At 59.5% G+C, this 13,296-nt stretch carries 11 protein-coding genes; 7 read left to right on the top strand and 4 right to left on the bottom strand.

Translation table 11 applies throughout. The features are described from left to right. Positions 1 to 365 precede the first annotated feature (365 nt). The 4 genes from PHV01_RS02740 to PHV01_RS02755 all read left to right on the top strand — a co-directional run bounded on the left by PHV01_RS02740 (position 366) and on the right by PHV01_RS02755 (position 2,376). Positions 366 to 932 carry a Zn-ribbon domain-containing OB-fold protein gene (locus PHV01_RS02740; protein WP_337289616.1) on the top strand — a complete coding sequence of 189 codons (567 nt, stop codon included), beginning with the start codon at positions 366 to 368 and terminating at the stop codon, positions 930 to 932. A 136-nt stretch (positions 933 to 1,068) separates the two neighbouring features. Next, complete coding sequence (locus PHV01_RS02745) at positions 1,069 to 1,461, top strand: HigA family addiction module antitoxin (protein WP_337289617.1); 393 nt, start codon at positions 1,069 to 1,071, stop codon at positions 1,459 to 1,461. Positions 1,462 to 1,710: 249 nt separating this feature from the next. Then, a complete protein-coding gene (locus PHV01_RS02750) occupies positions 1,711 to 2,058 on the top strand; it encodes a nucleotide pyrophosphohydrolase (RefSeq protein WP_337289618.1) in 348 nt (115 codons plus the stop codon). 153 nt (positions 2,059 to 2,211) lie between these two features. Then, a complete protein-coding gene (locus tag PHV01_RS02755) occupies positions 2,212 to 2,376 on the top strand; it encodes a hypothetical protein (protein ID WP_337289619.1) in 165 nt (54 codons plus the stop codon). A 110-nt stretch (positions 2,377 to 2,486) separates the two neighbouring features. On the opposite strand, the gene PHV01_RS02760 is transcribed toward PHV01_RS02755, so the two are convergent. The 4 genes from PHV01_RS02760 to PHV01_RS02775 form a co-directional block, all read right to left on the bottom strand. Next, entirely contained in the window at positions 2,487 to 5,567 is a 3,081-nt protein-coding gene (locus PHV01_RS02760) for a CusA/CzcA family heavy metal efflux RND transporter (protein ID WP_337289620.1), read from the bottom strand. Next, positions 5,564 to 6,562, bottom strand: a complete 999-nt coding sequence (locus tag PHV01_RS02765; RefSeq protein WP_337289621.1) for an efflux RND transporter periplasmic adaptor subunit — start codon at positions 6,560 to 6,562, stop codon at positions 5,564 to 5,566. The genes PHV01_RS02760 and PHV01_RS02765 overlap by 4 nt, the downstream gene beginning before the upstream one ends. A gap of 191 nt (positions 6,563 to 6,753) precedes the next feature. Then, on the bottom strand, positions 6,754 to 8,010 hold the full coding sequence (locus PHV01_RS02770; RefSeq protein WP_337289622.1) for a TolC family protein: 1,257 nt from the start codon (positions 8,008 to 8,010) through the stop codon (positions 6,754 to 6,756). A gap of 64 nt (positions 8,011 to 8,074) precedes the next feature. After that, positions 8,075 to 8,446: a hypothetical protein gene (locus PHV01_RS02775; RefSeq protein ID WP_337289623.1), complete on the bottom strand. Its 372-nt coding sequence runs from the start codon at positions 8,444 to 8,446 to the stop codon at positions 8,075 to 8,077. Between the two features lie 377 nt (positions 8,447 to 8,823). Between PHV01_RS02775 and PHV01_RS02780 the strand changes: the two genes are divergently transcribed. The 3 genes from PHV01_RS02780 (at position 8,824) to PHV01_RS02790 (ending at position 13,157) form a co-directional block, all read left to right on the top strand. Further along, entirely contained in the window at positions 8,824 to 10,479 is a 1,656-nt protein-coding gene (locus PHV01_RS02780; protein ID WP_337289624.1) for an AAA family ATPase, read from the top strand. A gap of 7 nt (positions 10,480 to 10,486) precedes the next feature. Then, complete coding sequence (locus PHV01_RS02785; protein ID WP_337289625.1) at positions 10,487 to 11,248, top strand: general secretion pathway protein GspB; 762 nt, start codon at positions 10,487 to 10,489, stop codon at positions 11,246 to 11,248. 97 nt (positions 11,249 to 11,345) lie between these two features. Beyond that, on the top strand, positions 11,346 to 13,157 hold the full coding sequence (locus PHV01_RS02790; RefSeq protein WP_337289626.1) for a PQQ-binding-like beta-propeller repeat protein: 1,812 nt from the start codon (positions 11,346 to 11,348) through the stop codon (positions 13,155 to 13,157). Positions 13,158 to 13,296 lie beyond the last annotated feature (139 nt).

Consider the following 13,296-nt stretch of genomic DNA (forward strand, 5'->3'; position numbering starts at 1 on the left):
CGCTCTTGGCGATAGCAGATGAATGACCTGGAGATCGTTCAAGCGTTTAGTCCTCTGTACGACGACGTAAAGGAGGCAGATCAGTTTTATGTCAAGAAGCCGCTTCTGGCGCATTACACATCCCTAAGCACGCTTGAGAAGATCCTGAAAGCTGATGAAATCTGGTTTTCCAATCCCCTATTCATGAACGATCTTGAGGAGGTGAAGTTTGGGGTTTTACGAGGTGTCGACCTTGTCCTGCGGAGTCAGGAAATCAGGAACGCGTGCAGATCCGTTCCTCGAGCCCAACTCTTCACACAGTGCTTTGTTCACTACTTCCAGACCTTCGAGAGCGAGCACGCATGTACGGCAGGAGGGAGCACACGATGGCGAACGCCAAACGTGAGAAACCGAATCAGAAGCTAACCAATGAAGAGCCAGTGGCGTTGCCGGAGACCGACGATGGGACGATTCTGTTCAATGTTCCGTTCCCCAAGGACCTGGCCCAGCTCAAGACCATGGCTCCCATCATCCTCAAGCAGCCGTATCAGATTGATTACATCCACAGCTACGGACAGGACTCCCCGTTCTTTGCCGGCTTGGCCAACGGCAAGCTGCTAGGGACCGTCTGCACGTCGTGTGGCTACAAATACGCGACACCCAAACTGCACTGTATGGATTGCGGCAGTGAGTGTGAGTGGTTCGAACTGCCCCAGGTCGGCGCGGTCCATACCTTTACGGTCTGTTATTTTGGGAGCGAGGAGTTCCTGAAGGAAACCCCCTTTGTGCTGATCCTGGTAGAGTGGCCCGGTGTCGATACCCTGTTTCTCTCGCGGCTGCTCGGCATCGATCCGCTGAACCCCTCGCTGGAGTGGGTCGGGATGCAGGTGCGGGCGAAATTCCGCCGCCTCTCCAAGTTCAAGCCGACCGATGTCTACTTCGTCCCGGCGTAGCGGTTTCCGGCATCGCGAAAACACCACGCCATGACGACTGAGGTATCGACGACGAATCGCGTGGGCATCAACATCTGCCTTCCTCGATCATGTCGCGAATCGATAGTCCGCATCTGTTTTTGTTGGAGATCAGGCCATGCCTACGAAGTCGAAATTACGGACTACCACTAGCAAAGGGTCTGCCTTGCCGCATGGTCGTGGCCGGCGTGCTTTGATTGCGCGACGGCTACCCATCAATCGAGCGCCTACTCATCCGGGAGAGATGCTCTTGGAGGAGTTCCTGAGGCCGCTCGGGATCAGTCAGTCGGAGTGTGCGACTCGCCTGGGCGTGTCCTTTCCGAGGCTAAATGAGATCATTCATAGGAAGAGAGGGGTCACCCCCGATACGGCATTGCGCTTAGCGCGAGTACTCGGCATGTCAGCCGACTTCTGGCTTGGTTTGCAGCAGGATTGGGACCTGTGGCATGCGATGCGCGGGGAAGGGGCTGTCAAGATTGCACGCCTCGAGCCGCTTCGTCGATTGGCTTGAACGGCTACGCGTTCATCGAAAAGGCGGGGACCGGTATCAGCGTATCAGGGAAGAGGCCAGGCGGGGCGGCTATCCGGAACCCGCTTCCCGTGCAGGCGTTCGACGTGAAGGCGCATCGCGAGGCCGGGCGCAGCGAGTCCCCGCTTTGTTCACCGCCATCAACGCGGCCGTGGATCGCGGACGCCGCCCCGGTCGATTCCTTATATCACTGACAGCCCTGCAAATGTTTGATGCGAAGAAGGGACACCAATGAGTAGCTTTGATACAACCATTGCCAAGATCCGTGCGTTTCGAGACGCACGCGATTGGATGCAGTTCCATAATCCCAAGAACCTCGCAATTTCCATTAATCTGGAATCGGCGGAGCTACTTGAGCATTTCCAGTGGAAGTCGATGGAGGAAAGCGAGGTGCACGCGAGAGCGGCGCGCGAAGAGATCGCAGACGAAATGGCGGATGTCGCAATCTACCTGTTTGAGTTGGCTGATAACCTTGGGATCGATCTGCTCTCCAGTGTTGATGCGAAACTCGCCAAGAACGAAAGCAAATACCCTGTCGCGAAAGCCAAGGGTTCGGCAGCAAAATACAATCAACTCTAAGCCATGAACATTCTGGAAAATAGGGACAGCGACTATTAGCAATGAGAAACTATAAGAACGCTGCACGATGCCACCCCCACCGGGGGGGATAGTCTTGGGTATTGGCTTGGGAGTCGCGCCGGGCGACGCCTCCTCCTGCAGTATGGAGCGGCCTTGGGGGTGACGCGCCAGCGACTCTTCGTGGCCGAGCAGTTTTTCGGGCGATACGGTCCCTGGACGGTCTTCCTGGCCCGCTTCATCGGCGGCCTCAGGTTCATGGCGGGGCCCCTTTCTTCGATCGGGTGGTCCACCTCGTCGCTATGGCACACTGGGTTTTAGCCCTCTTTGTATTCTTGATGGCACTAGGCTTCGTTGGCTGGCTCCTTTGGGGCTCGAAGGTCCAGCAGGGCAAGGGGTGAGTAGAATTCGTCATGGGTGGCTGCCGCTATTTACCGCGCCTTTGGGGCTGGCCGTTCGCGGCGCTCCTGCCGCCGTGCCAGCAGGGCATAGATCGCCGGCAGCACCAGCAGTGTGAGTGCCGTGGACGAGATCAGACCGCCGATGACGACGCGGGCCAGTGGGCGCTGGATCTCGGCGCCGATCCCGTGCGAGAGCGCTGCCGGTAGGAACCCGATTACCGCCACGATCCCGGACACGATGATCGGTCGGAATCTGATCTCACACCCTCGCACGACAGCCTCACGGAGCGGCAGTCCCTCCTCATAAGCTTGGCGAATTGACGAGACCAGGACGACGCCGTTCAACACACTCACCCCAAAGACCGCGATGTAGCCGACCGCAGCGGAAATATTGAAGTTGGTCTGCCAGAGGTACAAGGCCAGCGTGCCCCCGATGAGCGCAAACGGCAGATTCAACATGATCAGCAGGGCGTGACCGATCGACTGGAACGCGCCGAAGAGCAGGATGAAGATGATAAAAATCACGAGCGGCACGATGATATACAGGCGCGAAAGCGCCCGCTGCTGATCTTCGAACCGCCCGCTCCACACCATGCTATAGCCCTGAGGCAACTTGACGGTCGTCTCGACCTTTCGCATGGCCTCGGCTACCAGGCTCCCCATGTCGCGCTCTCGAACACTCCATTTAATCGCCACTCGCCGAATATTCCCTTCGCGTAAGATCTGAGCCAGCCCCTCGGTCTTTTTGATCTCGGCGAGTTGGGTGACCGGAATACGCTCGCCGCTCGGAGCGCTGATCGCCAGGTTCTGTAAGTTCGCCAGCGAGTCCCCGCTCTGCAGGAGCCCCACGGCCAGGCCGAACCGTCGCTCTCCCTCGAATACCTCCGTGACGATCCGTCCCTTCGTGGCCGCCTCAATGGCGTCCTGCACGTCCTGGACGTTGATCCCGTACCGGGCCGTCGCACTGCGGTCCACCGCAACCTGGATCTGCGGCTGGCCGACAAGGTGATCGTAGTCAATGTCTGCGACCCCGCGAATGCTGCTCAGAACGCCTGTAATCTCCTTTGCCTTGTCTTCCAGCACAAACAGATCGGGCCCAAAGAGCTTGATCGCGAGCTCCCCTTTCACTCCCGCGAGCGCCTCATCCACGTTGTCCTTGATCGGCTGCGAGAAGTTCGTCGTAATGCCTGGAATGTCTCCCAGCGCCCCGCTCATGGCCTCGATAAGTGTCTCTTTATTCCTGAATGACCACTCTTCTCGAGGCTTGAGCCCGATGTAGAATTCGGCGTTGTCGGGGCCGTTCGGATCCGTGCCATCATCGGGCGCGCCTTGTTGGGAGACCGCGACGCGTACCTCCGAAAACTTCACCAGCCGCTCGCGGATCTCATGGACGTACGGGCGGGCTCCTTCGAGTGAGATCCCCACAGGGAACTTAACGCGCAGCCAGATATCTCCCTCATCGAGCTCAGGCAGAAACTCCTTCCCAAGCGCTGCAAAGACCAACAATGACAGTATGAGCAGACCGCCTGCGCCAAGCAGTGGAATGAGCGGGCGGTCGATACACCAACGGAGCGTCGGGACATACGGCCGCCGGAGCCATCGGAGGACCGGACTCTCGCGTTCCGATGGCGGCCGGTGGAAAAAGAAGCTGGAGAGCAAGGGAATCACTGTTAGCGTAAGAAGGAGCGAGCCGATGACGGCAAGCGAGATGGTCACGGCCATCGGCCGGAAGAGCTTGCCCTCGATCCGCTGAAATGTGAGGATCGGCACATAGACGGTCATGATGATCAGCACAGCGAACGTCAAGGGTCGCGCAACCTCCATGGCAGCATGCTGCACCTTGTGGATGACCCTGTGCTCTGTCGGTGTGTGCCCACTGAGATGGCGAACGATGTTTTCTGTCATGATGACAGCGCCGTCAACGATGATGCCAAAGTCGATTGCGCCGAGCGAAAGCAGGTTGGCCGGGATGCCGCGCAGATCCATGAAGATGAATGCGAACAGGAGCGAGAGCGGGATGGTGAGCGCCACGATCAAAGCCGCCCGCAGGTTGTAGAGGAAGAGCCAGAGCAGCAGGATCACCAGCACCGCGCCTTCGATGAGGTTCCGCATGACCGTTGTGACCGTTGTCTTCACAAGTCGGTCACGGCTGTAGTACGGTCGCATCTCTACTCCGGATGGCAGCAGTGTCTGGATCTCCTCGATTTTCTTGCGAGCCCCATCGATGACCTTCCCGGGGTTCTCCCCCTTTCGCATGAGGACAATGCCCTGCACGAGGTCGTCCTCGTGATCGCGTCCGAGCACGCCGAAACGGATCGCGTGGCCGATGCCGACCTGTCCGATGTCGCGAATGCGGACCGGCGTGCCCCTCTGCGCAGTCACAACGATGTTCTCGATGTCGCGCGTGGATCGGATGAGGCCGATGCCACGGACCATCAGCGCGTACTCGCCCTGTGGGATGTAACTGCCGCCGGCATTGGCGTTGTTGCTCGAGACGGCATCGAACACCTGCTTTAATGTGAGGTTGTAGGCTCGAAGCCGGGAAGGATCGATGGTAATCCGGTATTGCTTGATGCCGCCGCCCCAGGAGACGACATCCACTACACCGGGCACCTTCCGGAATTCGCGCTCGATGACCCAATCCTGGAGCGCCTTCAGCTCGACGAGTGGCATTGTCTTCGATTCGAGCGTGTAGCGGTACACTTCACCGATGACGCTGGACAGCGGCCCGAGGCCCGGCTTCGCATCCGGCGGGATCTCCGCCTGCGCGAGGCGCTCCTGCACCTGCTGCCGCGCCCAGTAGTTGTCGGTGCCGTCTTCGAAGAGGACCCGGATGTTCGAGAGCCCGAAGATCGATGTTGACCTCAGGAATGTGATCTTTGCGACGCCGTTCAGCTCCTTCTCAAGCGGAATCGTGATGTGGCGCTCAACCTCTTCGGCCGCTCGACCTGGCCAGATCGTGATCACGTCAACCTGGACATCGGCGACGTCTGGGTAGGCTTCGATCGGCAACCGGTAGAAAGACACGATCCCACCAACCGTCAGCAGGAGCGCGAGCGCCAGCGTAATAAAGCGCTGATGCAGCGCAAAGGTAATCAGGCGCTGGATCATTTTACCGTCCTCTTCAAGAGGATGCTGCCGGTGCTGACCACGCGGTCCTTGGATGTCACTCCATTCAGGACCTCAACGGCACCGTCGAGGTCGGCGCCCAGCTTGACCGGACGCCGTTCGTACTCGTCCTTTCCCTTGACGATGAGCACGAACGTTTCATTGTTCTCCTGCTGGATGGCGCTCTGGGGAAGGGCCAGTACCTTGGCGGAGCCGGTCGAAATAATCACCTTGACGAACATCTCAGCCTTGAGCGCGCGTCCTCTGTTTGGCACCACCACGCGGACCTTGACCGTCCGGGACTGGGGATCGACCGAGTCGCTGATATAGCTTACCCGTCCCTCATACCGCGTACCCGGGCAGCACGGCAGCGTCACTACCGCTGCCTGGCCGAGGTGGACCGTGGGTACATCGGGTTCATATACGTCGGCGAGGACCCACATGGTGCTGAGATCGGAAATGAGAAAGAGATTGGGCGGGGTGTCGGACTGTCCGTATGCAACCACCTGTCCTGGGATGACGTTCCGCTCGACAATAACGCCACCCCGTGGCGCCGTTACAACGACCGTTGTCGACGTATCCGTCCGCGCCGCGATGTCGCTCAATTGCGAATCCGGGACGCCCAGTGTTCGCAGGCGTGAGGCTGCCCGCTCCTTTTCGGCCATGGCCTTTCGATAGTCGTTCTCCGTGTCGCGAAGCTCCTTCTGTGCAATGGCTTTCGCTTGGAACAGCTCACGCGCCAGCGTGACGGCCTTTTCAGCTCGCTCGAGGTCAGACACGGCCTTGGCATAATCCGACTTGGCGGTGCCGAGATCTGGGCTGTCCAGCACCAGGAGCCGGTGGCCTGGCTCGACGATGTTGCCGGGGTGCGCCAGGACTTCAGCAACACGGCCTGTAACCGGAGCGTTGACCCGGACAAGTCGCTCTTCGTTAAACTGAACCTTCCCCGTCGTTTCGAGCGCCTGCTGACGGGTTCGGTATTCAGGCGAACTGATCATCACAGTCTCTACCGCGGCGTTGGGAGGCTTCGACTCGGGCGCTGGCTTCGCAGGCGTTCCTGACGATTTGGACGAGCCGTCGCCGCACGCGGCACAAACTATTGTCACGAACAGAAGAGGGAGGACACGAAAGCGCATATACATTCTCCAGTGGACCGCAGCTATGGTACGAAGACGAGTACGGGCGTCGGTCATTTGGCCACGTCCATTCCTACCACTGCATTAAGCTGGTGAAGGTTCGTCAGGTAGGTTGCCAGCGCCTGGCGGTAAGCTAATTGCACGCCCCGGTGGGTCCGTTCCGCTTCCAGCAGGTCCAGGATAGATGTCCGACCGCTCTTGTACGCAAACTCGGCGATCTCCCTGGACTCCTTGGCCCGGTTAAGATAGACCTGTTCGTAGAGTCGAACCCGCTCCCGGCTGGTCCGGAAGGCGGCATAACTCACCTCCACGTCGTTGCTAATCTGGTTGCGAACAGCCTCAGCAATCGAGGAGGCCCGGATTGCTTCCGCTTTGGTTCTGGCAATCTCTCCCTGATTTCGGTCGAAGATGCGGAGCGGGAAGCTGAAGCCAAAGCCGACGCTGTTCTCTTGGGGACCGGCCGGAAAGAGCGGGTTGATCGAACTTGATACCCCTGGTTCGGTGTGATGATAGCCGAGCGCTAAAGAGACATCGGTGTAGCTGTTGGCGATGGCCAGTCTGATGTCTGCCTCCGTCTTCTTCTTCAAGGTTTCGACTGAACGGAGATCCGGCCGGTTACGGAGGGCAAGCTCGTTTAAGTCGGCCAGTGACATGTCGAACTCTCTGAACTCGAGTTCGCCTTCGATCTCGAACTCTTCAGCCAACTCCGGGGTAGCCAGCAATGTCCTTAAGGTCGTCCTGGCCGTTTTCAGGGCCAGGTTCGCGTCCTGTACGTCGTTTTCAAATTGGAGCTCCTGAAGCTCGATCTTCAGGAGATCGGCCCCCGAGATGTCGCCCTTCTGAAACCTGATCGTGTTGAGACCTTCCTCCTCCTGAAAATTCTTGAGGTTCTGCTGGGCTAGTTCCAGGTTCGATCTGGCCAGCAGGGCGTCCGTGAACGTCTTTCGCACTGAGAAGACCAGACCTCGCCGGGCCTCAGAAAAATCGCTGGCGGTGATCTCAGTAGAGAGCTTCGCGCTGTCAATTCGGCGCCCGCGCTTACTCCCGCGCTCGAAGAGCTGGGATACTCCAGCCGTAAAGTCCTGCGATGAGCTTACGAAGACCGGATTGGGCAGGAGCCCAGCGGTCACCTCGTTGGCTCGGGCGGAGACAACGCCCTGCGACTGAGCCCGAAGCGTCGGGTTACGCTGGAGCGCCAGCTCCACGGCCTGTTCCAATGCCAGGTTTCGGATCTCGGCGGCCGCCGCATAGAGGGGTAACATGATAAATGCGAGGGCCGCCGCCCATAGAAGGGGGCGGAATAGCGTCATTTCGACCTCCTGTTTCTAACGGGTCGTAGCGGTCAACAACAAAACAGGGTTGTGGAAACGGAAGCTAGGCTGAACGTTGGGCGGGCTCGATTTCCCCTTCTGGGGAGGCGGACTCCGACTGGGTCGCATTACGGGTGCGGACTATGCGGTAGTTGGATGTTGAAGGCAGCGTGGGACGAGACGCGAGAGAATGGTAACCCGTCGCGGTGAACACAAGACCGCGCAAAGGCCCTGGCGACGGAGCAGGGGTATGCGCCGTAGGAGACTTGATCTCTCCGCTGGCATCCGGCATCACGGCCTCGAAGCCGCAGGCTTGCGCGAGATTCTTGAAGCGTGATCCGTCGATGTCCAGCAGATCAAAGAGGACATAGGAGGAGGTGGCGATCATGCAGACAGCAAAGATCGAAAAGAGATGTCGGGAGCAGAAGCGTCGCATATCAGACCTATTCGTTGTTAAAGCCGTAGCTTACTCTTTTGTGCCGGGCTGTCAAGCCTTTTTCAATCTCCCAAAAACAGCGATCGCCATAGCTGAGATACTGCTGTACGCCAATCACCGCCGTTTTACGACCCGGTGACCAGCATGGCTCGCCACGTGCGAGGCGCTTGGCTGTTGCCGCGGTCTCCTGGAGTCCGCGTGACCTGCGCTGAGACAGACCCCTCTCCTTACGTCCTGCGCTGCCCCCGATCCACCGTCCTTCCCCGCTCGCATCGCCATTCCCTATTTTTCGATGCAACATATCCATTGACAAGCAAAAAACAGCCCTCCTATACTTCCAGACATTGAAAGCAATGCCTTATCAAATTGATGATCAGTTGTCAGCTATCAGCAAGCTGAGTTCGGAAGGGCAGCGCAGCCACCTTCCACGTCACGTGATGTATACGACGCATTTCGGCCTCACCGAGGCCCCGTTCTCCATGACGCCAGATCCGCGCTATCTCTATATGAGTGAGCGCCACCGTGACGCCCTGGCACACCTTCTCTACGGGGTCGGAGAAGGCGGCGGATTCGTGCAGCTCACCGGCGAGGTTGGAACCGGGAAGACGACACTCTGTCGGTGTCTGCTGGAGCAACTGCCGCCCCGCGTGGATGTGGCTCTCATCCTCAATCCGCGGCTCACGGATATCGAGCTGCTCGCCGCGGTGTGCGACGAACTCCGCATCTCGTATCCCGTCGGCACGACCAGCGGGAAGCTCTTCGTCGACGCGCTCTACCGACACCTGCTCGATGCGCATGCGCAGGGGCGTCGCACGGTGCTCATCGTCGATGAGGCGCAGGACCTCGTCGCCGATGTCCTGGAGCAGATCCGGCTGCTGACGAATCTCGAGACCCCAACCCAGAAGCTCCTGCAGATCATCCTCATCGGCCAGCCGGAGCTGATCCGACTACTCGATAAGGAAGATCTCCGGCAATTGGCCCAGCGGGTCACCGCGCGCTATCACCTGCTGGCGTTCTCCGAGGACGACACGCGAGCCTATATCGTTCATCGACTCCAGATCGCCGGCCAAAAGGAAAAGATCTTCACCGATGCGGCGATACGCGCAGTGCACGAGGCGGCGCGCGGCATCCCGCGGCTGATTAACGCCATCTGCGACCGCGCGCTGCTCGGGGCATACACGCAAGACCAACGTCGTGTCATGGCCGCCACGGTGCGCCGCGCGGCGAGCGAGGTGCTCGGCGAGACGCTCACGCCGCGGCTCGCGCGTCGATGGCGGTGGGTGGGCGCAGCGGTGCTCGTCGCAGTGCTCGTCGGGGGCACCTGGGCGCTCGTCACTCAGGGGCAGGCTCGGTTGATCCGGCGTACCGTGATCCCGAGTGCGATGAATCCGACCCCGACGTCCGCTATACTGTCGGCGCTCCTCTCGGATCCCTCGCTACGCGCCGACAGGAAGTCGGCCTTCGCCAGCCTCTATGCGAGTTGGCGCCTTGACGTCAACGACTCCATGGACGACCTCGACTGCGAGCGCGGTCGCTCCGAAGGACTGCAGTGTCTCTTCAAGACGGGCACGTGGGGCAAGCTTCGGCGATTCAACCTGCCGGCCATCATCGAGCTGTCGACGCCGACGGGAGATCGTCGGTACGCCACGGTGGTGGCCCTGGACGAGCAGAACGCGACCCTCGACTTCGGGCGGCGGCGGCACGTGTTCCCGCTGAGTGAGATCGACCTCTACTGGGATGGTCCGTTCATTCTCCTCTGGAAGGCGCCCGAGTTGAACTCGGTTCCCATCAGGCCGGGCACGCGCGGCAAGGACGTGGAGTGGGTGCGAGAGCAACTCGCCGAGTTCGACGGCATCCCCGGAGGAGGACGGAATCGCCAGGTCTTCGACGACGACCTCCGCGCCCGGGTGATCGCCTTTCAACGTAGTCGGTCGCTCCTGGCCGACGGGATCGTCGGAAAGGAGACGCTGATCCATTTGAGCGCCGCCCAGCGCGATCCAAAGGTGCCTCGCCTCCGACGGGCAGGCTCGTAGGCCGCACATGTCCTACATCCTCGACGCATTGAAGAAGGCCGACCGGGACCGACAGCCGGTGGCCGTTCCCACGCCGGCAACCGTCCACCGGACGCCGGCGCCTCCTTCACGGCGCCGCCGCCTCTGGCCGTGGATCGCCGGTGCGGTGATCGTTGTGAACGTGGGCGTCTGGCTGTGGCTACTGCGTCCGGCGCCCTCCGTCCCCGCCGGAGCGCTGGTGAACGTGACTCAGGAGCGCGCGACATCCCCGGCGCCGGCGGCGCCGGAGCACGCCGCACGGGTGCGTCCCGTCGAGCCCGTCGTCACACCGGATGCGCTGGACAAGGCGGCGGTTGCTATGGTGCCGTCGCAAGCCCCACCCTCTGCAACGAGGAGCGCGCCCTCAGCGCCCCTGTCGCGGCTGGAGCAAAATCCTGACGCGGCCCCGCGGTCCGCCTCGCCTCCGAAGCCTGAGACCGCGCCGGAGAAGTTCCCGGCTCCTGCAGTGACCTCGGCTCCTGTGAAACCCATGGAGCGAGACCCGGTAACACCGCCGGCGTCTCAAGAACCGCCGGTACCTCAGGAGGTCTTTGCGAATCTGCACCTCCAGGTTCACGTCTATTCCGAGGTCCCCGCAGAGCGCCGGGTCTTCATCAACAACCAAAAGTACGTCGAAGGCCAGCGGATCGACGCCAATCTCGTGATCGAGAGCATCACGTCCGACGGAGTCTTCGTGAGCTACCGGGGCAAGCGGGTGTTGCTCCGGGCCGATCAGTCTACCTCTCGCTGACGAGCGCGAAGAGGTTTCGTCTCGACCACGTGTTTGGAGACACGGCGCCGAGCTTTGCGTCGCGCTCTCATTCCAATTGCAAGTCAGGAGAGAAGAAATGAAGATATTATTTCGTTGCCTTCTATTTGGGATAGGTATTTTTAATCTTGCAGTAGTAGCGATAGCCGCGGAAGGGGTGGACGACAAGCGTCTATTGTCTGCGCATACCGATAACAGTAACTGGCTGACCTATGGACATGGCTACAGTAATCAACGTTACTCTGAACTTGATGAAATTAATCGCGATAACGTGAAACGGCTGGTCCCCCGCTGGATCTATCAGACCGGGATACCGGGCACGTTTCAAACCAATCCGCTGATTGCCGACGGGATCATGTACCTCAGCACACCCTATAACCACGTCGTTGCCCTGGACGCCGTGACCGGAAAGGTGAAATGGCGTTACGAGCACAAGCTCACAACAGAGGAATTATGTTGTGGGCCGACTAATCGTGGTGTGGCGATGGGTTACGGTAAGATTTACATGATTACCGTCGACGCCCGCCTGATCGCTCTCGACATGAACACCGGGGCCGTGCTCTGGGATGTGCCGGTAGCGGATCCCAACACCGGCGCGCGGGAGTCACTGGATTTTCTGGCGGAGGCCGATGCTTTGAAAACATGGAAAGTCATCGGCTGGACAGGTTTTTCCGGAAACATGGCACCGCTGGTATTTGATGGACAGGTGATCATTGGCATCACCGGCGCCGGGTACGGCCTCACGCTGAGGGCAACCACGGAAGGCGATCCGCATGCGGTGGTGGGGATTGCCGGGGAAGACCAGGGTCTGCGGGCTTTTGTATCAGCATATGACGCTGGCAGCGGAAAGTTGCGCTGGCGCTGGTATTCCACACCCACGCAGGGGTGGGAAGGAAAATTCTCCGGCCAGACCGTCGCGGGTGACTCGCTGGAACGCGATCTGAAAGCGGAGAAAGCCGCGCTGCCCAAATACGCAGATGCCTGGAAGAGAGGTGGTGGTTCGGTGTGGACCCATCCCGCTCTGGATCCAGCCGCGGGGTTGCTTTATGTCGGCACCGGCAATCCGGCGCCGCAAATGGATGACTCTACGCGTCCCGGCGACAATCTCTACACGTCTTCGCTGGTCGCCCTGGATGCCCGGACCGGCCAGATGAAATGGTACTTCCAGGAGGTTCCTCACGATGTGTGGAACTATGATGTGGCAAGCCCTCCGATCCTCATCGATACCATGCATAACGGTCGTCTCACGCCTGCCGTGGCCCAAGCCGGCAAGACTGGTTGGCTGTATGTCCTCAACCGCCTGACCGGTAAATTGTTATCACGTTCAGAGCCGTTCGTGCCACAGCATAATATTTTCCGGCGCCCGACACGGGATGGGATCGTGATTTCCCCTGGTTTGGTCGGGGGTAACGACTGGTCTCCCGCCGCCTATAACCGGCAGACCGGTTGGATCTATGTCGCGGCGGTGCACATGCCGACTAAATACACCGTACACGATGTACCACCTGAAAAGCGTAAGCCGGGATTAAGCGACATCTACGTTGCAGCAACCAGCGCCGAGGAATCCGGTACGGGCAGGTTAAGTGCCATCGATCCCGCTTCCGGAAAGATTCAATGGCAGGTACAAACCGATAAACCCCTGGTAGGAGGGGTAGCGACGAGCGCGGGAGGATTGGTGTTTGCGGGAGAAAGCAATGGTCAATTTACCGCCCGTGACGCAAGCGACGGTAGTTTGTTGTGGCAGTTCAACACGGGGGCCGGTGTCAATGCGCCGCCGGTCATTTACAAGGCGGGTGGAAAGCAATTTGTCGTGGTCGCTGCCGGAGGGCACCAGAAGTTCCAGTTTCCCCTGGGAGACGCGATAATCGCATTTGGCTTACCGGACAACTAACGTCTTTTCTCAGTATCTTTCAAGATCAAGAGTCAAGTTCTCTGCCTCCTTCAGGAAAATAGGGACAGCGACTATTAAAAATGAGAAACTACAAGAACACCGAACGTAAAAATCAGATGCCACACGTTGACGATTTGGT

The sequence above is a fragment of the Candidatus Methylomirabilis sp. genome (assembly GCF_028716865.1).
Classification (GTDB): Bacteria; Methylomirabilota; Methylomirabilia; order Methylomirabilales; family Methylomirabilaceae; genus Methylomirabilis.

What these genes read in the sequence shown, in the direction of transcription:
- PHV01_RS02750 (WP_337289618.1), top strand. Translation starts at nt 1,711, where the DNA reads ATGAGTAGCTTTGATACAACCATTGCCAAGATCCGTGCGTTTCGAGAC.
- PHV01_RS02740 (WP_337289616.1), top strand. Translation starts at nt 366, where the DNA reads ATGGCGAACGCCAAACGTGAGAAACCGAATCAGAAGCTAACCAATGAA.
- PHV01_RS02760 (WP_337289620.1), bottom strand. Translation starts at nt 5,567, where the DNA reads ATGATCCAGCGCCTGATTACCTTTGCGCTGCATCAGCGCTTTATTACG.
- PHV01_RS02745 (WP_337289617.1), top strand. Translation starts at nt 1,069, where the DNA reads ATGCCTACGAAGTCGAAATTACGGACTACCACTAGCAAAGGGTCTGCC.
- PHV01_RS02775 (WP_337289623.1), bottom strand. Translation starts at nt 8,446, where the DNA reads ATGCGACGCTTCTGCTCCCGACATCTCTTTTCGATCTTTGCTGTCTGC.
- PHV01_RS02765 (WP_337289621.1), bottom strand. Translation starts at nt 6,562, where the DNA reads ATGATCAGTTCGCCTGAATACCGAACCCGTCAGCAGGCGCTCGAAACG.
- PHV01_RS02785 (WP_337289625.1), top strand. Translation starts at nt 10,487, where the DNA reads ATGTCCTACATCCTCGACGCATTGAAGAAGGCCGACCGGGACCGACAG.
- PHV01_RS02770 (WP_337289622.1), bottom strand. Translation starts at nt 8,010, where the DNA reads ATGACGCTATTCCGCCCCCTTCTATGGGCGGCGGCCCTCGCATTTATC.
- PHV01_RS02790 (WP_337289626.1), top strand. Translation starts at nt 11,346, where the DNA reads ATGAAGATATTATTTCGTTGCCTTCTATTTGGGATAGGTATTTTTAAT.